The organism is Brevibacterium luteolum, assembly GCF_025147615.1.
Lineage (GTDB): Bacteria > Actinomycetota > Actinomycetes > Actinomycetales > Brevibacteriaceae > Brevibacterium > Brevibacterium luteolum.
The window spans coordinates 1-21572 of record NZ_JALXPM010000048.1 but is presented as its reverse complement, the minus strand read 5'-3'; the positions used below and the strand labels follow the sequence as shown (position 1 = coordinate 21572).

Sequence of the window (21572 nt, the reverse complement as noted above, 5' to 3'; positions counted from 1 at the left end):
TGGCATGATCCAATTCTCCTTCAATCAGTAGAACGGAACGAAACCCAGGACGGTTCAATACTGCCGAGTTCCGCAATCAACTTTGATCGGCGGAGTAGGACGCTGGTCAGACCGCCAAACTCATCGGGGATGCTCCATGTCAGATTGACAATCCGTACAGATGGAAAATTGACTGTTGCAGGTCGAACTTGGTGGCGTGACCGTGTTGACCGTGAAGTGAGTGGAATGCGCATCTGGTGCTTCCTCCCGTCCGAAACAGGGCCAGGCCCGGCAGGTCGAATTGTGTGGCATAGACTCAATCGGCAGCTTCCATGTTGCTACCCTCGACGTCGTAGTTGCGCAGTTGGTGGCGGCGGTCGCTGACGAGCTGGTCTATCGCTGCCAGGAACGCCTGCGACGATGACCCCGGCTCACCGTCGCCGAAGTAGAACGTGCGCATTTCCGCACGCGCTGAAGCGAACTTGTCATGCTCGATCGCCTCCTGGAGCAGCAGCACCGTTTGCCCGATCGTCGATTCATCGATGACTGGCGCTGCCTGAGAGACCGGAGACTCGGCATTGAGCGTCGCACGATCCGTGCGGCGATCCGTCAGTACGATCGGCACCTCGGGGTGCAGGTACAGGAAGTCGAGGCCGACGCTGGATATATCGGTGATGAGCAGTGACACGTCATCGAACATGCCCAGGATGTCGCCCTGCATTTCGACGAGATGTTTACCGCCAGCGGCGTTTGAATCGGCTATGAGCGCACGGATCTGCGCATCGGCTTCAGCCATCGTCGAGTTCTGCGTTTCCTGCACACGCGGATGGGGCTTGTAGACGAGGCGCACATTCGGCAGCGCTAGCACCGCCTCCACGATCTGCGGGCCGTAGACATCGATCGAAGTGTAGTTGTTCGAGTCGTTCTCACCTTCCCACGTCGGCGCGTACAGCACGGTGCGCTTGGAGGTCGGCGGCAGACTGGAGGTGCGCGGAATGTCGAGCTGCGGGCGACCGACGCGAACGAGGTTCGCTTCGTTGAAGTCAATCAGCGCCCGCCGGTGGCGTTCGACAGCAGCCTGACCGGCGACGAACACCTTGTCATAGGCCTTCGCCTGATTGGACACCATGCTGATCTTGTCAGATTCTCCGTGATTGACATGGACGTGCACCATCGGTGGGTAGCTCAGCGACTGGAAGTTCGTCACACCGTTGTTCACGTACAGACCAAGAGCGTACGCGTTTTCGTAGTACAGGGTGATGAGATCGTCGAAACGGCGGATGAAGACCTTCTGCAGCTTTGTCCTGCCCTTGAGGGCCCGAAGCGCATTGAGCTTTCGGAATACGAGGACAACGCGGTGGGTCTTGTCGAGCTCTTCGAGCACTGGCAGCCACTGCTCTAGCTGGTAGATCTTTTCGGCGTGGTCACCGAAATACGCGACGACCTCGGCGGGGACGAGGATGTCGTCGATCTCATGGCCGGCAGCAGGGGCCCGGTAACCGCGGATCCATGTGCGAGTGCGCCGCCAGGCCTGCGATTTCAGGACTTCCGTTGCCTGTTGCCTGAGCCAATCCTTCATACTGCAGAACCCTTTCATGAGCCGAGTGAGTTCACCCGCTCAAACAAGCTGCTGAATGGTCGCAGGGGCAGGCGGGACGTCGAAACGCTCACAGAATCATAGCAAGGCAGGCGTCCGCTTCTTCGGAGGCCGCGCACCGCCGTGCGTGAGCCCCGACTGCCATTCCGCCTCGAATCCCGGTTGCAGTTCGGCTGGGAACTCGGCAGTGCTCCCGTAAGGTTGACTCGACAACGGGTTGGAGATGAACGATGGAGAGAGCTGGAGCATGCACACTGACAGGCTGTGGACTCAGGAACGCGGCACTAGCGCGGCAGGCCGGAATGGGAGCCGGCTGTGATCTGGCGCCATCTGCAATCGCATTTCGACTACGGCCGATTCGTCTACGCGCAGGAGACGCGTCTGCTGTGGGCGTTCGTCCTGTTCGCTGCCGGTATCGTCGCGCTGCCGGAGGCGTGGGTCCGACCGGTCTTCATCGCTGGGGCGGTAGCTGGTGCGCTCGCGCTGATCTTCGACGCCGGCCGGATCTGGTCGAAATGGCATTCCACGCGCTTCCGACCGCGCACTCGTCCTTACCGGCACCGCGATCATCATGTGCAGCCGGAACAAGCGGTGCAGTGGAAGGCTACCGAGCCCAGGCTCGCTGAATCCTCCAACCAGCCAGGCCCGGTGCCTGTCGAGTTCTGGTGGGATGAAGCTGTCGACCGTCTGCTGCAGCGTCAGTCGCCGTACCACGCGAACGCGGCCGCACCCGTACAGCACAGGATGCTCGCTCGTCTGATGTCCCGTGATTTCGAAATGCCGGCCACTCTGGAAAAGCACGCAGGTGCGGCCCTGCGTTTCGACCGCAACACCTCTCGCCGGGGGCGGCTGCCTGTGCGCTTCAACGGCCGCCTGCTGCGGCTATCAACCGAGCCGACGGTGGCGCAGCTGGAATCCGGCAGCGTCGACGTCACCCCGGTGACGTACTTCGACGGCGAGGCTTCGAACGAGGTCTGGGGTCTGGTCAACGACAGCGACCTGACGCCAGCGGTTCACGCGGACCCCGATGCCGCGGAGGTCTCGCCGGTGCAGGAATACGTACTCGACAGCTCCTTCAACATCCGCGCGCTGGAGAACGCCGGTGCTGCGAACATCGTCGGCATCTCGATCATGGCCGTCACCGCTGATGACCATTTCATCTTCGTCCAGCAGACCGCCGGCAACTCCGTCGCTCCCAGTGCGCTCGCTGCATCCGGTTTAGGATCGCTGGAACACATTGACGCTGATCCTCATTTCCGACCGTGGCAGCTGCTGATACCCTCGCTGCTGCGCAGAGGCGCGCGCGCACGAAAGCTGCGCATCCCCCTGACCGAACTGCTGCTGAGCGGAATGCTGCGCGAGATGCGCGAAGAATCGCTCGTCGAAGAAAACGAGATCATCGACGCCTCGGCGGTGGTGACCGGTTACTTCCGCTGGATCGACCGCGCCGCCAAACCGGAATTCGCCGGACTCGTGCGGCTCAGCTGCACCGCTGCTGAGCTGCAGGCCCGTCGCCACACCGGCGGAGAGCGCGCCTTCACCGCTGGCACCGTTGCCGTGCCCGTTCATGAGATCGTCGACAGCCTCGCGCTGGAGTCCCGCGCGGCAGGGCAGCCGCCCACCCATGCGCAGGTGATGGACGCCGCGACCGAGGCGCTGCTCGGCAAGCGGAGAAGTCACAATCTCGCGCTCGGTCCCGGACATGCCGGGTCGCCGGGTGAGCCGCGGGTGCTGTGCTCACCGAGCACAGAGCAGACGCTGTTCGCCGCAGTCCGATTTCTGCTCAGCCAACCGCAGTGGATGCGGCCGCAGCCAGCAGTCGCAGACGGCGATCAGGACGGCTGAAGAAGAACACACGAAACCAGTTCTGTCAGCAGGCCATCGTGACATACTGAACCCATGTCCACCGACCTCGAAATCGCCTCCCAAGCACAGCTCAAGCCGATCGGAGAGATCGCCGCCTCCGTCGGACTGCGCCAGGAAGACATCATCCCCTTCGGCCACGACAAGGCCAAGATCCCCCTGTCCGTGCTGGACAGAGCAGATGCCGAGCCCGGCCACCTCATCCTCGTCACCGCTATGAGTCCGACCCCTGCCGGTGAAGGCAAGACCACGACGAGCATCGGCCTGGCCGATGCGATCAACGAAGTCGCCCGTCTCGACTCCTGGCCCGAGGTGCCGGGCAAGCGACCGGCCGTTCTCGCCCTGCGCGAGCCCAGCCTCGGCCCTGTCTTCGGCATGAAGGGCGGCGCTGCTGGCGGCGGACACGCGCAAGTGCTGCCGATGGAGGACATCAACCTCCACTTCACCGGCGACTTCGCAGCCATAGCCCTGGCGAACAACCTCGCCGCTGCGATGCTCGACAACCACATGCACCACAGCAACGAGCTCGACATCGACCCGCGCCGGATCACCATCCGCCGCGTCGTCGACCTCAACGACCGTGCACTGCGTGCGGCCGCCATCGGGCTGGGCGGTTACAACGGCGGCGTGCCCCGTGAGGACGCCTTCGACATCGTCGTCGCCAGCGAGGTGATGGCGGTGTTCTGCCTGGCAACCAGCCTCGACGATCTCAAAGACCGCCTCGGGCGCATCGTGCTGGCCCGCACCCGCTCGAAGAAACCGGTCACCGTCGATGATGTCGGCGCCGCCGGTGCGATGACCGCGCTGCTGCGCAATGCGCTGGCCCCGAACCTCGTGCAGACCATCGAACACACCCCGGCAGTCGTCCATGGTGGCCCGTTCGCCAACATCGCCCACGGCTGCAACTCAGTGCTCGCCACCGATGCCGCGCTGACCTTCGGCCAGTGGGCGGTGACAGAAGCCGGCTTCGGCGCTGACTTGGGAGCTGAGAAGTTCCTCGACATCAAGGCCCGCACAGCCGGCATCTGGCCCTCGGCCACAGTCGTCGTGGCAACCGTCCGGGCGCTGAAATACCACGGGGGAGTGGACAAAGAGAAGCTGCAGGACGAGAACATCGAGGCGATGCGCGCCGGACTGCCGAATCTGCGCCGCCACCTGGAGAACCTGCGCAGCGTCTTCGGCATTCCCGCAGTCGTGAGCATCAACCGATTCCCATCTGATACCGACGCAGAGATCGCCGCGCTCATCGACGACCTCGCCGCCGAAGGCGTCACCGCAGTCGAAGCCCGACACTGGACAGAGGGCGGGGCCGGCGCGGTGGAGCTGGCGCGTGCGGTGATGGCAGCTGCTCAGCACCGCGAGGAGGCCGCCCCGCAGTACGCATACGAGCTCGACGCTAGCCTGGCGGAGAAGATCGAGGCCGTCGCCACTCGAATCTACCGGGCCGGCGAGGTGCGGTTCCCACCGGCAGTCAAGCGCAAGCTCGGTCAGTTCGCTGAGGAAGGCTACGCACAGCTTCCCGTGTGCATTGCCAAGACGCAGTACTCCTTCAGCACTGACGGAGCCCTGCGCGGCGCACCGGAGGGCCACGTCCTCGAAGTCCGTGACGTGCGATTGTCCGCCGGTGCCGGTTTCGTCGTCGCAGTCTGCGGTGACATCATGACGATGCCCGGCCTCCCGAAGAAGCCGGCGGCGCTGACAATCGATGTCGACGACGAGGGCCGCATCACCGGGCTGTTCTGACCCGCGCTGCGAGCCGAGGCAGGGCCATGGGATGAACTCTCCCACGGCCCTGCCTGTATTCCAGCGTCTTCCTAGTTCACTCCGCGGGGATGACCTCACCTTCGGGCCAGGTATCCTCGATGAAGTCCTTGACTTCCTGCGACTGCGACAGCTCGTAGAGCTTCTGGATCGCCGGGTCATCCTGCGTGCCCTCACGCACGACGAGGATGTTCGCGTAGGGATTGTCTGCCGGGCTCTCGACGAGAATGCCGTCCTTCTTCGATGACAGACCGGCACCCAGGGCGTTGTTGCCGTTGATGACCGAGGCATCGGTGTCGTCGAGAGTGCGGGCCAGTGAAGCTGCCTCTGCTTCGATGAACTGCAGATTCTTCGGATTCTCCGCGACGTCGTGGACGGTGGCGGTGATCGGGTCGGCGTCGCCGAGGCTGATGAGGTCGTTGTCGGCCAGCAGCTTGAGCGCCCGGCCCTGGTTGGCCGGGTCGTTGTTGATGCCGATCTTTGCGCCGTCGGGCAGGTCGGCGATGTTGTCGATCTTCTTCGAGTACAGCGCGAACGGCTCGACGTGCACACCCGGGGTGAAGTGGTGCAGCTCGTAGCCCTGCCCCTCGATCTCCGACTCCAGGTATGGAAGGTGCTGGAAGTAGTTGGCATCGAGTTCGCCGTCGCTCAGCGCCCGGTTGGGCAGCGAGTAGTCGGTGAACTCCTTGACCTCGATGTCGAGCCCGGCGTCGGCTGCGAGGTTCTCGTCGATGAACCGCCAGATATCACCGTGCGGGGTCACCGAGGTGCCGATCGTCAGCGTGGTGACGTCGCCGTTCTTCTCGCCGACGTCGGTCTCGCTCTTGGACAGACCGCAGCCGGTGAGGGTGAGTGCCAGTGCGGCTGAGGCCGCGAGAGCGAGGGTGGGCAGATGTTTCATGGTTCTCCTTCAGAAGGGCTGCACGCAGATGCGGACAGCAGAATGGGTTGTTTCAGCGGTGATCGACAAGCCGGGCGAGGCGGTCACCAGTGAACTGGATGAGGCCGACGACAAGGACGAGCAGGACGATGCAGGCGATCATGACGTCGCCCTGATAGCGGTTGTAGCCGTAGGCGATCGCAAGGTCTCCGAGCCCGCCGCCGCCGACAGCGCCGGCCATCGCGGTGTAGTTCACCAGCGCGACAGCGGTGACGGTGGCTGCTCCGATGAGCCCGGGAAGCGCTTCGCGCACAAGAACCTGACTGATGATCTGCCGGCGGCTGGCCCCCATCATCTGCGCGGCCTCGATCTTGCCGACCGAGACCTCGTGGAGGGCGTTTTCGACCAGCCGGGCATAGAACGGGATCGCGCTGAGCGTGAGCGCAACGACCGCGGCCTTCCAACCGAGCGCGGTGCCGACGAGCAGCCGGGTGAACGGGATGATTGCGACGATGAGCACAATGAATGGGATCGACCGGCCGATGTCGACGATCGTCGACACGATCTGGTGGACCGTCCGGTTCGGTGCCAGAGAGTGCGGTGTGGTGACGAACAGCCAGATGCCCAGCGGCAGGCCGAGTGCCACGGAGATGAGCGTCGCCCATGCTGTCATCGCCAGGGTCTCACCGAGAGCCGGCAGCAGCTCACTGGTGATGGCGGGGTTGTTGAACCAGGTGACGTCATTCATGCTGCGACCTCCGCATGGATGTCATGCGCGGCCAGCGCGCTGATGAGGGTGTCGGCAGTGGCCTGGCCGCCGACGGTGAACTGCAGCCGTCCGACGAGTGTGCCGGCGATCGTCTCGACGGTTCCTGCATCGAGGTGCGCCTCCGTCCCAGAGGTGCGCACCGCCTCGAGCGCGGCATCGAGGCTGATGCCAGTGGTGAGAGCTTCGACGACAGTGCCGTCCGTTCTTCCGCTGGACGGCAGCGGCAGGAGTGCGCGGCTGAGCGGGGAGTCGGCCTGGCCGATGACGTCGATGATCGAACCGGTGTGCTCGATCTGTCCGTCGGCGAGCAGAGTCACCGAATCGCAGACCTCCCGGACGACCGACATCTCGTGGGTGATGATGAGCACCGTGATCCCGAGCCTGTCACGCAGGGAGCGGATGAGCGCCAGGATCTGGCGAGTGGTGTGCGAGTCAAGAGCTGAGGTCGGCTCATCGCACAGCAGGAGCTGCGGTTCGGCGGCGAGCGCTCGGGCGATGCCGACGCGCTGCTGCTGCCCGCCGGAGAGCTGCGCCGGGTAGTTGTCCTTCCGGTCGCTCAGCCCCACCAGATCAAGCAGCTCAGCGGCCCGGCGGCGGCGCTCAGTCCGGCCGACGCCGGCGATCTCCAGGGGATGTTCGACATTCCGCAGCGCGGTGCGCGAATCGAGCAGGTTCGCGTGCTGGAACACCATTCCGATCGTGCGACGGGCGGTGCGCAGTGCAGCTCCGCGGGCGCTGGTGATGTCGACGTCACCGATGCGCACCGTGCCCGAGGTGGGACGCTCGAGTCCGGTCAGGCAGCGGATGAGCGTCGACTTCCCGGCACCGGAGCGGCCGACGATGCCATGGATCTGGCCAGCCGGCACTGACAGGCTGATGCCGTCGAGCGCCGTGACACCGGCGAACTCCTTTCGCAGGTCACGCAGTTCGATCACAGGGGTTCCTTCGATTGCAGGGATTCGGCTACGTCAGGCTAGCCCCACCGGTTCCCCTCATCTGTGCTGCAGCGTCATCTGCTGACATATCGTGAAGCTCGTCACGCAGTGCCTGGGCATCGTTCACCTATATGTCACTTCAACGGCGGCTGTGCGGGCGACAGGCGGATATTCGGGCCGTATGATGGTGCGCATGCCGCTCCCCGCTACCTCTGTGCCCGTCTCTCGCTGGCGGACGCTTGCTGTCGAGGTGTTGCGGTTCCTGTCGGTCGGCGGATTCGCCTACGTCGTCGACGTCGGTGTCTCGAATCTGCTCGTCTACGGCTTCTTGGATGTGCCTGCGCTCATGCCCGGCAGCCCGCTCAAGGCCAAGATCATCTCGACGGTGCTCTCCGTCATCGTCGCGTGGCTGGGCAACAAGCTGTGGACGTACGGCGACCGCGATTCGGGCTCGAATGTGCGCGGCTTCATCATGTTCGCCGTCGTCAATGCCATCGGCATGGTCATCGCGGTCATCCCGCTGGGGTTCACGTGGTACATCCTGGGGCTGCGAGACCCCATCAGCTACAACCTCTCGACCAATGTCATCGGTATCGCGCTGGCGATGATCTTCCGCTTCTACGCCTACCGCACGTGGGTGTTCCGGGAGATCACAGAAGCCGAAGTCGTCGTCCCACTCGACGATGACAACGTTGGTACGCGCAAGAACTAGCTGCGAACGCCTTCCTGTGTCGCTGCCGCGTCACCGCACGGCTCGGGGCGGACGGGAACGACAGCCTCCAAGCTCAGATAGTGCAGACGCGCTGTCTCGCGACGTGCGCGCCGGATGCCGTCGATGACAAGCCCGACCGTGCCGAGCAGAAACGCGAGCACCATGAGCGTTGCTGCCAGGAAAGCCGTGGGGAAGCGAGGCACCAGCCCCGTGCCGAAGAACTCGAAGATGACGGGTACACCGAGGGTGAGAGAAAGAAGTGCGAACAGGATCGTGAGGGTGCCGTAGTACAAGCGCGGGCGCTCGTGTTGGACCAGCTGAGCGATGAGCCCGAGGATGCGGAACCCGTCGCCGAAGGTCGAGAGCTTCGATTCGCTGCCGTCCGGCCGATCACGGAAGCCGACGGGGTGCTCGGCACACGGCAGCCGCAGCGCCATCATGTGGACCGTCAGCTCGGTTTCGATCTCGAAGCGCTTGCTGATGGCCGGGAATGACTTGACGAATCTGCGCGAGAATACGCGATAGCCCGAGAGCATGTCGCTGACGTGGGAGTTGAACAGCCGGCTCGTCAGACGGTTGAACATCTGGTTGCCGGATTCATGGCCGGGCCGGTATGAGGAGGTCTCCTGGGTATCCTGCCGGACACCCAGGACATGGTCGTACGGGCCTTCGAGGAGCAGTGAGATCATCGCCGGCAGGTCATCAGCCTCATACGTGTCATCACCGTCGATGGTGACGTAGACATCGGCTTCGATGTCGGAGAATGCGCGGCGGATGACGTTGCCCTTGCCTTTGAAGTACTCGTGCCGGACCACCGCCCCAGCAGCCAGAGCCTCCTGGACGGTCTCGTCGGTGGAGTTGTTGTCGTAGACATAGACCGTCATCCCCGGTACTGCGGCGCGCAGGTCCGTGACGACTTTGGCAACCGTGATCTCCTCGTTGTGACACGGGACGATTGCGGCAATGCGCAGATGACTGGGAATCTTGTTCACGGGACGCTTTCGAAAGTAGGTGGCAGCCGCCGGTTCAGGGGCCAGGAATCATTGCGTCCTAGAATCTGTCAGTGACACCGTGAATGGTCGAATTCTTGGTGTCTGTCTGGTGAATTCTGGAGTAATTGCGCTGTCCGAGAAGTTCCTGGGTTTAACCGCGTTTAAAGTCACAGATGCGCCACCCCTCGCCCAATGCCCTCATCGACAGGAGGATCGACGTGCACAGATCGTGGATCCCGATAGCCGCGTATTCCCTCGGGGCGGCCGTCTTCACCGCGTTCCTTCTGGCGGCCTTCTATCCTGGCAACGCGAACATCGACATCGTCGCTCAAGCGTTCCAGGCAATGGGAGAGAGCCCTTACCACAACTGGCATCCACCAGTTGTCGCCTTTGTCTGGGAGATGCTCTTCCGGCTGACGGGCACTCTGGGATCGCTGTTCGTCTTGCAGGCGGTCCTCTACGGTTTGGGCGGATGGCTCCTGTGCGTCCTCATCTGGAGGCGGACCGGCTCGGTGTGGCTGGGTTTCCTGGGTCTTGCGCTTCCGGCCGCACCGTGGTCCCTCAGCCAGGTCAACGTGCTGTGGAAAGACACCCAGTCGGCGCTCGCTCTTCTTGCAGGGCTGCTCCTCATCTTCTTCATCCGGCCCAGGCGCCTTGTGACCTGGTGGCTGCTGTTGCCCGGTGGCCTGCTGCTTATCTACGGCATCGCCGCGCGCAAAAACGCTGTGTCAGCTCTTCTGCCGATCGCCGTGTTCCTCGGCTGTCTCCTTGTCCGCACCCTCCGGCAGCGTCGGCGAGGGTCAAACCAGGAAGCAGGGGAACAGCGCGGAATGCGCTCGTGGGTCCGCGCGGCTGGCGGCGCGGCTGCGGCATCGCTCGCTATGTTCGCAGTCATCGCCGGTGGTGTCGTTCTAGCCGATAAGTCCGTTGCAAAGGCGCGAGATGTCGAGGACGTCAGCCAGGCTTCGCAGATTATGCTCGACGACGTCATGTTCGTTCTGCCGGATGATGAGCTGCGGGCGTCTGGCGCCCCGCAGCAGCTCATCGACAAGATCTCGGCGGCACGAGAAAAGTGCATTCGGATCGACGAACCTTATGATGCCTACTGGAACTGCTACGGGATGGGGGAGACAGGCAGGGCATTCTCACCCATCGCCCATCGCGAGGAGCTCAAGGACCTGTGGGTGCAGACGCTGACCCAGCACCCTGTCAGCTACCTTCAATACCGGGCGGAACAATACTGGCGGTACCTCACCTTCTCGCGCCTGATCTACTGGCCGGCCGAATGGCAGGACGAAGCTCAGCGAGTGCGGCTCGGAGTGCAGCCGAACAGCTTGGACGATGCCGCCGGCTTCTACGTGCGCGGCACGAATAAGGTCGTTCCCTTCGTCTACCTTCCGTGGTTCTGGATGGCTGTTGGCGCTGCAGTCTGCGGCTGGGCGGCCGCTGCCAGACGGCTCAGCAGGGGGCGGACGGTTCCTCTGCGGGCCGAGGCTGCAACTCTGGCGGCTTCAGCGCTGATGTATATCCTCGCCTATTTTCCGACGGTTCCGGAGTTCCATTTTCGGTACACCTACTGGCCGGCAGTCGCGATCACCGCAGCTGGCCTGATGCTGCTGGCTGGGCAGGCCGCCGCACGCCGTGCGCGTGGCGCAGCAGGCGAAGAGGCGTCGGCTGAGACAGACCGCGCGCCCTGGGGCCGCGTCAGCGCAGCCGACGGCTGAGCCTTCTGACCTGCTTCACCGCGAAGCGGTAGCCGTCGACGACCGGTTGCGGCGCTGCAGTGCGCAGTTCGGCGCGCACGGCTCTCCAGCTGTTGATGTGCTTGATCCACGGCTGAGACCGCAGCTGGTACTGCTGAGACCGTGCGGCAAGAATCCGAAACGCCCGGTTGACCTCCACCGATGGAGGGTGGAAGTAGTTCTCCTGCAGCCACGTCTCGTTGGGAAAGCCGATGCGTCCGGCAGACAGGTCCTGCAGCGAGCCGAGAATCCCGGAACCGTCGAAGACTGCATTGAGGAGAGCCTCGGAAACACCGAAATCGGAGATGATGAGCGTCTGCAGGCCGCGGTCGATCGATTCGAGCGCGGCCGTCGACGACACCGTCACAAGAGCCGAGCCAGCGGTGAGGAACTCATCCATCGGGCCCACGGCGATCGACAGCTCTCCTGCCGCGAGCTCACCCGATGAGGTGAGCTCCTGAATGAGCGAGAGGTAGCTGTGCTCTTCATGATGGGTCTCCTGCTCACCGGGCAGCGACCGGACCTTGACGATCGTCTCGGAGTCAGGGTGCCGGCGGGCGAAGGCGGCAAGCGCCCGCAGGATCGCGATCCGCTCCTGACGTTCAGTGGGCACTTTGGCCTGGGGGGCGAAGACGATCCGGGTGGGCACCGAGGCGGTGCCGTCAGCCTGCATGTCGAAGGCCGGTTCGGGCACATCGGTGCTGGTCAGCAACGGCAGCCGGGCGACGGTGATCTCCAGTGGCACCCCGGCGCGGGTGGCTGCAGCGCGGTATGCCTCACGCTCGTGGTGGGAGTGGGCGAGGAACAGGTCGCAGTCGCGGCGGTACCGCACGCCCTTCTGCCGGGCCGGCAGGCCGATGCCCGGCAGCCCGGTGGCCAGGCCGGGCCGCCGCGGCAGCCGGTGAGCGGTGGCCGCGATCTGCTGGACGACCGGGCCAGTCGCCGCGGCGAGCACCACATCGGCACCGGCGGCGGTGAGCCGGTCGTGCAGCTCAGCGCGTTCGACGACCGGCACCTGGGTGCCTGCCCATGAGGAGCCGGCGAGGGCGTGGGAGATTTGGCCGGCGGTCGGGCGGATCGGGGTATCGATGATCCACAGCTGCGCGTCGATGTCCGGGCCGAGGGAATCGAGCACCCGGGCGGCCCATTTGAGGTAGGACTCGCTGTCGGCGATCGCCACGATCCGGTACTCACTGCCGTCCGTGTCCGGTGCTGCGGCGGCCGCATTGAGCTGCTGGCGCAGCCGGTCGGGTGCTGTGCCGGTCCACCAGGACGACGGGATCGCGGTGACGGTGATGTTCGGTTCCTGCATCGTGGCCGGCAGATTGGCCACCGCCGAGGTGGGCAGGCTGCGGACCTGTGCGCCGGCCGGGGCGGTGGTCAGGCGGATCTCGACCGGCAGGTGGGCATGCCGGACGGTGACGTGCGGCAGCTGGGCGACCCGGGCGAGCAGCTCTGGGGTCTCCCGGCGATGCGCGAAGTAGGCGACCGGGGCCTCGGCGCTGGGCTGCAGGCGCTCGACGGTCGTCGCCAGCCAGTCGAAGTAGGCATCGGCGGTGATGAGGTCATCGGCGGCCAACGCCGAACCGATGATGATGCGTTCGGGCACACGGCTGCCGGCATCCGGCAGGCTGCGGACGTACTCGAAGGTATGCCGGCGCACGGTGCCGCCAGCTGCGGTGAAGGAGATGATGAGCTCGTCGGGCACCGGCAGGGCAGTGGTCCACGACAGTCGGCGCTCGTGCATCACGGCCCGCAGCAGCACGGCCACGGCGAAGGCGGCCGCTCGGCGCGAGCGGCTCGTCTTCTGACGCGGGCGCACAAGCGGGCGGGGCCGGCGGCTGACGAGTTCGCGCACCGCATGCAGGGTGGCGAAGCCGTCATCAATGACCACCACCGGCCGACGCAGCTGCAGTCCTGAGGCAAGCATCGCCCGCTGCAGGCGACCGGAACACAGGTCGCCGATGAGCAGCCGGCCGCTGCGGGTGGTGAAGATCTGTGGATCGATCTCGGCCATCGCGACGATCGTGACGCCGGCAGGCAGCCACTCGCTGCGGAAGCGCGCCAGAAAGCTGTCCATGCCCTCTGCATCGATGCGCGCATGGATCTCCAGCTGCTCGTCCGGCAGCCGCGCCTCAACCGCCGAGACGAGCTGCAGCGGCGATTCCACCCAGGCGTGCGAGATGTTCGCAGAGCTTCTCTCCACTGGCGAGCTGTTGGCTGCCGGGCCGGGATCGGCCGATGTCACTTCCGTTCGCCTGCCCGCTGCCGGATGCGCTTGGCCTGACTGTTGAGCAGATCAGCGGTCCTCTGGGCGAGCTGACCGCTGCTGCGCAGCGCTTCGAGTCCGCTGCGAGCCGTTCGGCGTCCGAGGCCGCGCACCTGCTGGGCGCGGCTGGGAGGCGGAAGACTGCCAGGCAGCCGCAGCTTCGTCAGCCGGCGGCGCTTGAAGCAGTGCCGGTACTGCGGCAGGCTGCGGTGCAGAAAGTCAGCCGTCGAACCGCGCAGGTGCGGCAGGATCTGTGCTTGCATGCAGTAGCTGACCGCGTTGACGACCTCCTGCAGCGGTTCCTCGTCCGATGTCCCGTCGGTGAAGAGATAGTCGCAGATGGTGACCGGGATGCGGTTGGAGTTCTCAAACGGGCGGAACTCCTCCATGGCGTCCCGGGTGCCGAAGGCACGCGCCGGTATGCCGAACAGCCGCCAGGCCGTCACCATGCCGGTGGAGAAGCAGCTGTAGATCGAGTTCGGTGTGAGCACGAGGGCCGCGAGCTCGACGGGAAGGTATGCCGGCACGACATCGAAGGACACACCGCGGAGGCGAGCGCGATGCTGCAGCGCGCTCTGGATCGACTGTGAGGCCGAAGGGTGCGGCTTGAGGTAGATGTGGCGGTGGCCGGAGGAGATCGCCTGGTCGATCATCTGCTCGTACAGCTCGGTCTCCTGTTCCAGGGTGAAGAGGGAGACATCGGCCAGGTACTGGCCCACGATCATGCAGGCGTCCTCGTGGACGCGCAGCTCGGAGATGTCCACGGCAGCGGCGACGCGTTCGACCTCAGTGCGCAGCTCGGTCGGCCCGAGAGCGATCCGGTCGAGGTCGGCGAACTCCGAGAGAAGCAGCGGGTCGACGCCGGGGACGAGGTCCATGTAGGTCAGACCGCTCAGGCGCTGCCATAGCTGGGGCGGTAGGTTGCTGCGGGTGGGACCGTAGGTCATGAGGCCATCGGAGTGCACGAAGATCTCAGCGTCGGTGAAGATGCAGCTGAGGGCCTGGGCCGGGTTGCCCTGCACGGACTCGATGAAGAGCTGCACATGGCAGTCGGCCAGGTTCCATGCGCGTAAGAGGGCCTTCGACCACATCGGGTGCTCAATGACCCGCGGCGACCACTGGGACGGGTGCTGCGGCCAGATCCAGGAGTTGTAGTCGATGACGCGGTCGAAGACGTCGAGCAGGGGAGCGGAAATCGGCTGTTCGGCGAACGATGCGCCGACTTCGTTGACGGCGCGGGTGTCGCTGACGATGAGCACGCGCTCCTCAGCCGAGGCGATGCGCTCATTGCGGACGGCCGTGCTGATGCTCAGCAGCTGCAGCCACGAGGAGACGACGAAGACCTGTTTCATGCTTCTCCCTTCGCTTCCATCCGGCGCATGATCGGGCGCAGCCGGCGCACGCGCTCAGGCCGGAAGGAGCGGAACACCTCATCAAGTTCATCAGGAGTGGCAGTCGCCGACGCCTCAGCCACGCCGTCGACGAGCCGGAGATACAGATTGCGGGGCATCTCAGCGCGTCGCTGGAGGTGGATGTCGGCCAATGCGAACAGGTTGTGCAGAGCCTTGAGGGTGAAGGCCGGATTGTCATAGCGGCGGGTCTGGGCGATCGTCTTCGCGCAGCTGGGGATGAAGTGCAGCTGCGTTTCGTTGTAGACCGCGGTCAGGGAGTCGCTGACACCGCGGCGGTAGTATGCACCGGGCGCATCGATGACGGCGAAGGAATCGGCTTCGAGCATGAGCCGCCAGTTCCATTCGCGATCCTCGGCGCTGTAAAGCGACTCATCGAAGAACAGGGTGCCGTTGTCGGCGAGACGGCGTGCGAAGACGCCGGTGAACGGGTTGGGGAAGTCGACCATCGTCTGCGTCCAGCCGTGGATGATGTAGTCCTGAGTGCGCAGGGCCTGATTGCGCTTGAACACTGGTGCCCGGTTCAACTGACGGTTCTTTCCGGTGGCCAGAATCCTGTCGCAGCGAACGAAGTCGACCCCGAGGCGGGTGATGGCGTCGAGCAGAACCCGCAAGTGCCCGTTGGCGAACCAGTCGTCAGCATCGAGGAAGGCGACGTAGTCGCCGGCGGCGGCGCGCAGACCGGTGTTCCGGGCTGCTGAGACACCGCTGGGCTGCTCATTGGCGATGAGCTGGAAGTGCTTGACGCTGCGGCAGGCGTCGCCCGCGATCTCCGCAGTCGCGTCGGCCGAGCCGTCGTTGACGACGACGATCTCCAGTTCCTCGGGGCTCAGGTCTTGGCAGCGCAGCGACAGGAGAGTCTCGGCGATGAACGGCTCGGCATTGTGAGCTGGGATGATGACGCTCAGGGTGGGATCGGGCATGCTCTGCTTTCGTGTGGCGGACGGAGGATGCGCGCAGATGCTGCGGCCGGGGCAGCCTCGTGTGACGCTGCCCCGACCGCAGTCTGACATCACTTGCGCAGCGAGGAGATCTTCGACTCTTCGCCGGGCATGATCCGCTTGACGCCGTCGCCCATGGCCTCTTCCAGGACGCGGATGTCGCGTACGAGAGTGGTGAAGCCGTGCGGTTCGAGCGAGGCGGCCTGGTCCGAACCCCACATTGCGCGGTCCATGGTGATGTGGCGCTCGACGGTCACCGCACCGAGAGCCACAGCCGCCAGCGAGATCTGCAGGCCGGTCTCATGCCCGGAGTAGCCGACCGGCACGCCGTAGCGCTCAGCCATCGCCGGGATCGCCAGCAGGTTGGTCTCCTCCGGCGGCAGCGGGTAGGTGGAGGTGGCGTGCATGAGGACGAGTTTGTCGCGGTCGAAGCACTCAACGGCCTCATCGAGGATCTTCCAGTCGGACATGCCCGAGGAGCACAGCACCGGCTTGCCGGTCGCCGCGATCGCCTTGAGCAGTTCGAAGTCGGTCAGCGAGGCCGAGGCGACCTTGTAGGTCACCGAGTCGAACTCGTTCTCCAGGAACTCGACCGAATCGGTGTCCCACGGCGAGGCGAACCACTGCAGGCCCTTCTCCTTGGCGTAGCGGTCGATCTCGGTGTACTCGTCCTTCTCGAACTCGACCTTGTACTTGTAGTCGATGTACGTCATCGTGCCCCACGGGGTTTCACGCATCTTCGACTTCTGTGCCTCTGGCACGGCGACATCGGGGTTGCGCTTCTGGAACTTCACCGCCTGGGCGCCTGCCTCAGCTGCGACATCCATGAGCTGCTTGGCGATCTCGACATCACCGTTGTGGTTGATGCCGATCTCACCGATGACGTACACCGGCTGGCCGGGGCCGACGCGGTGTTCGCCGATGGCCACCGGTTCGGCGGTCTGGCGGAAGGGGCAGGGGAATGCTGCGGTGTCAACGGTCTGAGTCATGCTGGGAACTCCAATCGGTTCGGTGCGGGGCACGGTGGTGGCGTGAGTGGATGTCACGCAGCTGATCTGGTCTTCTGTGGGTCGATAAGGTCGCAGACCTCGCGCACTGCGCCCTGCCCACCCCGGCGGGTGAGGATCGAGCGCGCGGCGGCGAGCACCTGCGGGTGGGCATCAGCGACGGCGATCGGCCAGCCGACGACGCTGAAGGCCTCCAGGTCGTTGATGTCGTTGCCGACATAGGCGACGCGGGCCGGGTCGAGGCCGTTGTCGGTGATCCATTCGCTGAGCACCTCGGCCTTGTTATCGATGCCCTGGGCGATGTCGACGCGCAGCTTCTCAGCCCGGCGCGAGACGACGGGGTTCTGCTCCTTCGACAGGATGAGGAAGGGGAACCCGGCCTTGACGAGCCGGCTGATGCCCATGCCGTCACCGCGGTGGACGCGCACGGTCTCCTCGCCGTTCTCATCGAGGTAGCAGGCGTCGTCGGTGTGCACGCCGTCGAAGTCGGTCACCAGCGCATCGACGTCGAGGACGTTGATCGCCTCGTGCTGGGAGGCCACGGCGCGGGCCAGGGAGAGATCGGACATCGAGTCGATCTCGCGGGCGTGCTCGGCGGGCACCTCCTCGATCTCGATGCGGCCGAAGAAGCGGTGCTTGTACTTCTGCAGCCCCGAGGTGCGCATGATGTAGAAGGCGCCGGTCTCGTTGTAGTGCGCTGCGCGATCCTGGCGGCGCGGGCGGAAGGCGGCGTCGTGGCCGACCGCGACGGCGTTGTCCTTGTCATCGAGCGTCCACAGGAAGCTGAAGTCCTCGACGGCGGAGAAGACGACATCAGCCTGGTCGCGGGCAACACGCTCAACGGCGTGGTCGAGGTTCTCCGGGTGGATGAACGGCGAGGTGCACTGGATGAAGGCGGTGATGTCGTAGCTGTCAGCCAGCTGTTCAAGTGTGTAGAGCAGGGCCGACTCACTGGTCGCCTGGTCACCGGAGATGTCTGCAGGACGGTGGACCACCTCGGCGCCGACACGGCGGGCCTCCTCAGCGATGCCGTCATGGTCGGTGGAGACGATGACGGTGTCGATGCGGCTGGCGGCCTTGGCGCTCTCAACAGCGCGGGCGAGCAGGGTCTTGCCGGCAACCTTCTGCAGGTTCTTCAGCGGAATGCCCTTCGACCCGCCGCGTGCGGGGATGATGGCGACGGTGCGCTTGGTCTGGTTGTTCATGGTCACAGGCAACCACCATGACCATTGCGGATGACTGAGCGGCGACCCGGATGTGGCGTGCAGGTGAACGAGGCATCAACTTAAGGCAAGCGTGCTCCGGTTGGGGAGGGCGTGCCAGCGGATTCAGCGCGCCAGCCGATTCAGGCCGCGGAGATCAGATCCAGCTCGGGTTCCACATCCGCAGGCGCCACGAGTCGTAGGGGATGACCTCACCGGTGTAGACCGGCCAGAAGAACGCGAACACGAGGATCGCCGCCGCCCCGATCGCGGCGACAGCCAGGCGGCGGGCGAGCAGGGACTGCCCGCGCTCGGCGGCGTCCGTGGCGTTGCCCCAGAGCAGGCCGAGGCAGTAGGCGATCGCCAGGCACACAAACGGAACCATGACGATGGTGTAGAAGGTGAAGATCGTGCGGTCCTGGTAGCGGAACCACGGCAGCCAGGTGGCGGCGAAGCCGGCGAGGATGAAGCCGGCCCGCGAGTCGCGGCGGACGATCCAGGCGAGGATGAGGACGATGAGCGCCACTGGCGCCAGACCCCAGATGACCGGGTTGCCGACCGAGGTGATCGCAGACGAGCACTTCTCGACCATGCAGCCGTGCTCGCCGGCGGCGTAGGACTCGTAGTAGAACGAGGTCGGGCGCCACTGCACGATCCAGCCCCACGGGTTGGACATATAGGTGTGCTCGCTGGAGAGCCCGATATGAAACTTGTAGGCAGAGGCGTGGTAGTGGGCGAGCCCTGGGATCCAGTCGGGCAGGACGTCCCACCAACCGGGATTCTCCGCCGCCCACTGCCGGTCCCAGCCGCCTGCGGTGAAGATCCAGCCCGACCAGGTGGTGACGTAGGTGACGAAGGCGACCGGGACCATGAGCAGGAACGCCGGGATCGAATCGCGGAGGAGCATCCCGGTGACCGGGCGGCGCACTCCGGCCCGGTAGCGGGAGGTGATGTCCCAGGCGACGACGGCGATGCCGAAGACGGCCAGGGCGTACAGGCCCGACCACTTCACACCCATCGCGCAGCCCAGCGCGATGCCGGCAGCCAGCCGCCAGCCGCGGAAGCCCAGCCTCGGACCGTAGATCCACGGGTCAGAGGCTGTGCGCCGCTCGTGCCTGGCGGGTTGCGCGAGTGCGAGGCGCTCACGCAGCCGGCGGTTGGTCTGCTCCCGGTCGAGGACGAGGAACCCGAAGGCCAGCAGCACGAAGAACATGAGGAACAGGTCGAGCAGGCCGGTGCGCGAATGCACGAAGTGCTCACCGTCGACGGTCATGAGCAGCCCGGCCAGCCCGCCGATCCACACCGAGCGGAAGAGCCGGATGGCGACGGAGGTGAGTACGACAACCGAGAGCGCACCGACAAGGGCTGCGGAGAATCGCCACCCGAAGGAGGAGTCAGCCCCAAAGATGTCCATGCCGAGGCTGAGGATCCACTTGCCCAGTGGCGGATGAACGACATAGGACGGTTCGTCGAGCACAATGCTCGTATTGCCGGCTTCGAACTGGGGATTCGGCTCATCGGGCCAGGCCTTCTCATAGCCGGCCTGGCTGAGCGTATAGGCGTCCTTGACGTAGTAGGTCTCATCGAAGATCAGCCGGCCGGGGAAGCCGAGGCGGTAGAAGCGCATGAGTGCTGCGATGACGCCGAGCAGCAGCGGCACACCCCAGGTGAAGACTCGCGGGTCGAGACCGGTCAGCCGGTCGCGCAGCCGTGCGGCAGCGCCGGGCTGCCTGGCGGCAGGCTCAGCGGTGCTGCGCGGGGCAGTATCGGGGGCGGTCGTCGGGTGGCTCACAGCGCCCAGTGTAGGCGAGTCAGCCCGGCCGGCTCGTGTGGCAGGCCGGACATGTGTCCAGGCGGGCACTACGTGTGCCCAGCCGGTGACACGAACCGGCGAGCACCGCCTCGGGCGCGGCTTACTGTAGAGGCTGACGGCAGGCCTCCCGGCCTCGCCAGAGACGGTAAAGGAACCCCGATGATCTTCGACGTCCTCGACATCTTCGACGACTTCCCGGCCTTCGGCAGCTCAGCGCGGTACCGCGGCGAGCCGCGCAACCTCATGGCCAAGTGGACCCTGGGGCTGGCGCTCGCCGGCATCGTCACCGTTGGGCTGACGTCGTTCATCGCGCTCATCACCGGGATCATCGCCTACTTCCAGATCGCGGCGACCGGCCAGCGCGGGGCCGGCACGGCGATCAGCGGGTTCATCCTCGGGCTCCTCATTACCGGCGGGTGGACCGCCTTCATCATCGCCGTCATCGTCAGCGCACTCAGCTCCTGATGCTCGTATGCCGATTCGAGCCAATGACACAGAACCCCGCACCCAAGAACGGAAGGCCAGGTGAAACCTCGATGTCGCACCAGTATCAGCCCAGCAGCTGTGAGGGCAGCGATTCCTATGGCCACGGAGCGTCGTATGCGCCCGGCGGTGCCGAGCCCTACGGCAGTCATACCGGTCCGCAGTCCTACGCTCACGCCGCGTATGCCCAGGCCCCGCAGCGGAACAACCTGGCGCTGTTCTCGCTCATCCTCTCCATCGTCGGCCTGGCCACCGGTGGCCTGACCGCGATCGGCGGCATCGTCCTCGGCCATATGGCCTAGGAGCAGATCAAGCGCACCGGTGAGACCGGTGAGGACCTCGCCACCTGGGGACTCATCCTCGGCTACGTCGTCGCCGGCATCACCGTGCTGGCCCTCCTGTTCTGGATCCTCCTCATGTTCGTCTTCGTCGGCGGTTTCGCCCTGAGCCACTGACTGTCACGCAGGCGAGCTATGTGAGCCGTGACAGGTGTGTGCCGATTCGGTGACAACTGCCGATCCGCGTTGTCGGCCCGTCAGCACGCGGGGTACCGTGGCTGGTACAGGCAGTCGCGCGCACCCGGTGCACCGGCTGGCTGGCGCCACCCACCCCCGATGACAGAAGGCCAGGCGAGAGCACGATGTCGTATCAGTACCAGCCCGACGGCTCCGGCACCAGCGATCCCTACGGTTACGGGTCCCCAGCCGCCGGCGGTGCCAGCGGTGCCCCCACCCCGTACAGCAGCCCCGCTGCCGGCGACCCCTACGCCCACCAGCCGGCAGGCGCAGGCTACGACAGCACCGGTTACGGCAGTGACAGCTACGCAAGCACCGGCTACGGCAGTGACAGCTACGCAGGCACCGGCTACGACAGCACCGGTTACGGCGCTCCGCAGTCATATGCCCAGCCCGCCTACGTGCAGGCCCCGCCGCAGAACACCCTGGCGCTGCTCTCGCTCATCATGTCGCTCGTCGGCTTGGCCACCAGCGGCCTGACCGCGATCGCCGGCATCATCCTCGGCCACATCGCCAAAAGCCAGATCAAGCGCACCGGTGAGACGGGCGACAACCTGGCCACCTGGGGTCTCATCGTCGGCTACGTCATCATCGGGCTCGCCGTGCTGTTCTGGGTTGCCTACTTCGTCTTCATCGTCCTCATCATCGGCGCCGGCGTCATGGGCAGCACCTGACCTGTGACTGAACCCCGCCGTCGCGCCGC

The 21572-nt window shown here is 65.2% G+C and carries 18 protein-coding genes; 7 read left to right on the top strand and 11 right to left on the bottom strand.

Going from position 1 to position 21572, the window contains the following annotated elements; genetic code table 11:
- Positions 1-295 precede the first annotated feature (295 nt).
- Complete coding sequence (locus M3C25_RS11085) at positions 296-1363, bottom strand: CDP-glycerol glycerophosphotransferase family protein (protein ID WP_259856687.1); 1068 nt, start codon at positions 1361-1363, stop codon at positions 296-298.
- A 528-nt stretch (positions 1364-1891) separates the two neighbouring features.
- On the opposite strand from M3C25_RS11085, the gene M3C25_RS11080 reads away from it, so the two are divergent.
- Positions 1892-3421, top strand: a complete 1530-nt coding sequence (locus tag M3C25_RS11080) for a hypothetical protein (RefSeq protein WP_259856680.1) — start codon at positions 1892-1894, stop codon at positions 3419-3421.
- Positions 3422-3475: 54 nt separating this feature from the next.
- Positions 3476-5182, top strand: coding sequence for a formate--tetrahydrofolate ligase (locus M3C25_RS11075; protein ID WP_259856679.1), 1707 nt, complete (start codon positions 3476-3478; stop codon positions 5180-5182).
- Positions 5183-5258: 76 nt separating this feature from the next.
- Here the strand turns inward: M3C25_RS11075 and M3C25_RS11070 are convergent, their stop codons facing one another.
- From M3C25_RS11070 to M3C25_RS11060, 3 genes are read right to left on the bottom strand one after another with little or no spacing between them, the layout of a single operon-like run.
- The gene (locus M3C25_RS11070; RefSeq protein ID WP_259856677.1) at positions 5259-6101 is read right to left on the bottom strand and encodes a MetQ/NlpA family ABC transporter substrate-binding protein; all 843 of its coding nucleotides are present in this window, start codon (positions 6099-6101) and stop codon (positions 5259-5261) included.
- A gap of 52 nt (positions 6102-6153) precedes the next feature.
- Entirely contained in the window at positions 6154-6828 is a 675-nt protein-coding gene (locus tag M3C25_RS11065; RefSeq protein WP_259856676.1) for a methionine ABC transporter permease, read from the bottom strand.
- Positions 6825-7784, bottom strand: a complete 960-nt coding sequence (locus tag M3C25_RS11060; RefSeq protein ID WP_259856674.1) for a methionine ABC transporter ATP-binding protein — start codon at positions 7782-7784, stop codon at positions 6825-6827. The genes M3C25_RS11065 and M3C25_RS11060 overlap by 4 nt, the downstream gene beginning before the upstream one ends.
- Positions 7785-7977: 193 nt before the next feature.
- Here M3C25_RS11060 and M3C25_RS11055 point away from each other — a divergent pair, with 193 nt between their 5' ends.
- Positions 7978-8496: a GtrA family protein gene (locus M3C25_RS11055; RefSeq protein WP_259856673.1), complete on the top strand. Its 519-nt coding sequence runs from the start codon at positions 7978-7980 to the stop codon at positions 8494-8496.
- Here M3C25_RS11055 and M3C25_RS11050 read toward each other — a convergent pair.
- The gene (locus M3C25_RS11050) at positions 8493-9488 is read right to left on the bottom strand and encodes a glycosyltransferase (protein WP_259856671.1); all 996 of its coding nucleotides are present in this window, start codon (positions 9486-9488) and stop codon (positions 8493-8495) included. The genes M3C25_RS11055 and M3C25_RS11050 overlap by 4 nt on opposite strands.
- A 173-nt stretch (positions 9489-9661) precedes the next feature.
- On the opposite strand from M3C25_RS11050, the gene M3C25_RS11045 reads away from it, so the two are divergent.
- Complete coding sequence (locus M3C25_RS11045; protein ID WP_259856670.1) at positions 9662-11212, top strand: hypothetical protein; 1551 nt, start codon at positions 9662-9664, stop codon at positions 11210-11212.
- Here M3C25_RS11045 and M3C25_RS11040 read toward each other — a convergent pair.
- The 6 genes from M3C25_RS11040 to M3C25_RS11015 form a co-directional block, all read right to left on the bottom strand.
- Positions 11193-13400, bottom strand: a complete 2208-nt coding sequence (locus M3C25_RS11040) for a DUF6716 putative glycosyltransferase (protein WP_259856668.1) — start codon at positions 13398-13400, stop codon at positions 11193-11195. The two genes, M3C25_RS11045 and M3C25_RS11040, sit on opposite strands and share 20 nt — an antisense overlap.
- Before the next feature lie 74 nt (positions 13401-13474).
- Complete coding sequence (locus tag M3C25_RS11035; RefSeq protein WP_259856667.1) at positions 13475-14851, bottom strand: polysialyltransferase family glycosyltransferase; 1377 nt, start codon at positions 14849-14851, stop codon at positions 13475-13477.
- Complete coding sequence (locus M3C25_RS11030) at positions 14848-15831, bottom strand: glycosyltransferase family 2 protein (protein WP_259856665.1); 984 nt, start codon at positions 15829-15831, stop codon at positions 14848-14850. The genes M3C25_RS11035 and M3C25_RS11030 overlap by 4 nt, the downstream gene beginning before the upstream one ends.
- Before the next feature lie 89 nt (positions 15832-15920).
- A complete protein-coding gene (locus tag M3C25_RS11025; RefSeq protein ID WP_259856664.1) occupies positions 15921-16838 on the bottom strand; it encodes an N-acetylneuraminate synthase family protein in 918 nt (305 codons plus the stop codon).
- Positions 16839-16891: 53 nt separating this feature from the next.
- Complete coding sequence (locus M3C25_RS11020) at positions 16892-18061, bottom strand: acylneuraminate cytidylyltransferase (RefSeq protein ID WP_259856662.1); 1170 nt, start codon at positions 18059-18061, stop codon at positions 16892-16894.
- Positions 18062-18215: 154 nt separating this feature from the next.
- Positions 18216-19850, bottom strand: coding sequence for a dolichyl-phosphate-mannose--protein mannosyltransferase (locus M3C25_RS11015; protein WP_259856655.1), 1635 nt, complete (start codon positions 19848-19850; stop codon positions 18216-18218).
- Positions 19851-20030: 180 nt separating this feature from the next.
- Between M3C25_RS11015 and M3C25_RS11010 the strand changes: the two genes are divergently transcribed.
- The 3 genes from M3C25_RS11010 (at position 20031) to M3C25_RS11000 (ending at position 21543) form a co-directional block, all read left to right on the top strand.
- Entirely contained in the window at positions 20031-20336 is a 306-nt protein-coding gene (locus M3C25_RS11010) for a DUF4190 domain-containing protein (protein ID WP_259856653.1), read from the top strand.
- A gap of 71 nt (positions 20337-20407) precedes the next feature.
- Positions 20408-20656, top strand: coding sequence for a DUF4190 domain-containing protein (locus M3C25_RS11005; RefSeq protein WP_259856651.1), 249 nt, complete (start codon positions 20408-20410; stop codon positions 20654-20656).
- A 338-nt stretch (positions 20657-20994) separates the two neighbouring features.
- The gene (locus tag M3C25_RS11000) at positions 20995-21543 is read left to right on the top strand and encodes a DUF4190 domain-containing protein (RefSeq protein ID WP_259856645.1); all 549 of its coding nucleotides are present in this window, start codon (positions 20995-20997) and stop codon (positions 21541-21543) included.
- Positions 21544-21572 lie beyond the last annotated feature (29 nt).

Excerpts from the sequence above, each read along its gene's own strand:
- M3C25_RS11025 (WP_259856664.1), bottom strand. The coding sequence starts at position 16,838 with ATGACTCAGACCGTTGACACCGCAGCATTCCCCTGCCCCTTCCGCCAG.
- M3C25_RS11020 (WP_259856662.1), bottom strand. The coding sequence starts at position 18,061 with ATGAACAACCAGACCAAGCGCACCGTCGCCATCATCCCCGCACGCGGC.
- M3C25_RS11075 (WP_259856679.1), top strand. The coding sequence starts at position 3,476 with ATGTCCACCGACCTCGAAATCGCCTCCCAAGCACAGCTCAAGCCGATC.
- M3C25_RS11035 (WP_259856667.1), bottom strand. The coding sequence starts at position 14,851 with ATGAAACAGGTCTTCGTCGTCTCCTCGTGGCTGCAGCTGCTGAGCATC.
- M3C25_RS11000 (WP_259856645.1), top strand. The coding sequence starts at position 20,995 with ATGTCGTATCAGTACCAGCCCGACGGCTCCGGCACCAGCGATCCCTAC.
- M3C25_RS11030 (WP_259856665.1), bottom strand. The coding sequence starts at position 15,831 with ATGCCCGATCCCACCCTGAGCGTCATCATCCCAGCTCACAATGCCGAG.
- M3C25_RS11045 (WP_259856670.1), top strand. The coding sequence starts at position 9,662 with ATGCGCCACCCCTCGCCCAATGCCCTCATCGACAGGAGGATCGACGTG.
- M3C25_RS11055 (WP_259856673.1), top strand. The coding sequence starts at position 7,978 with ATGCCGCTCCCCGCTACCTCTGTGCCCGTCTCTCGCTGGCGGACGCTT.
- M3C25_RS11005 (WP_259856651.1), top strand. The coding sequence starts at position 20,408 with ATGTCGCACCAGTATCAGCCCAGCAGCTGTGAGGGCAGCGATTCCTAT.
- M3C25_RS11010 (WP_259856653.1), top strand. The coding sequence starts at position 20,031 with ATGATCTTCGACGTCCTCGACATCTTCGACGACTTCCCGGCCTTCGGC.
- M3C25_RS11065 (WP_259856676.1), bottom strand. The coding sequence starts at position 6,828 with ATGAATGACGTCACCTGGTTCAACAACCCCGCCATCACCAGTGAGCTG.
- M3C25_RS11070 (WP_259856677.1), bottom strand. The coding sequence starts at position 6,101 with ATGAAACATCTGCCCACCCTCGCTCTCGCGGCCTCAGCCGCACTGGCA.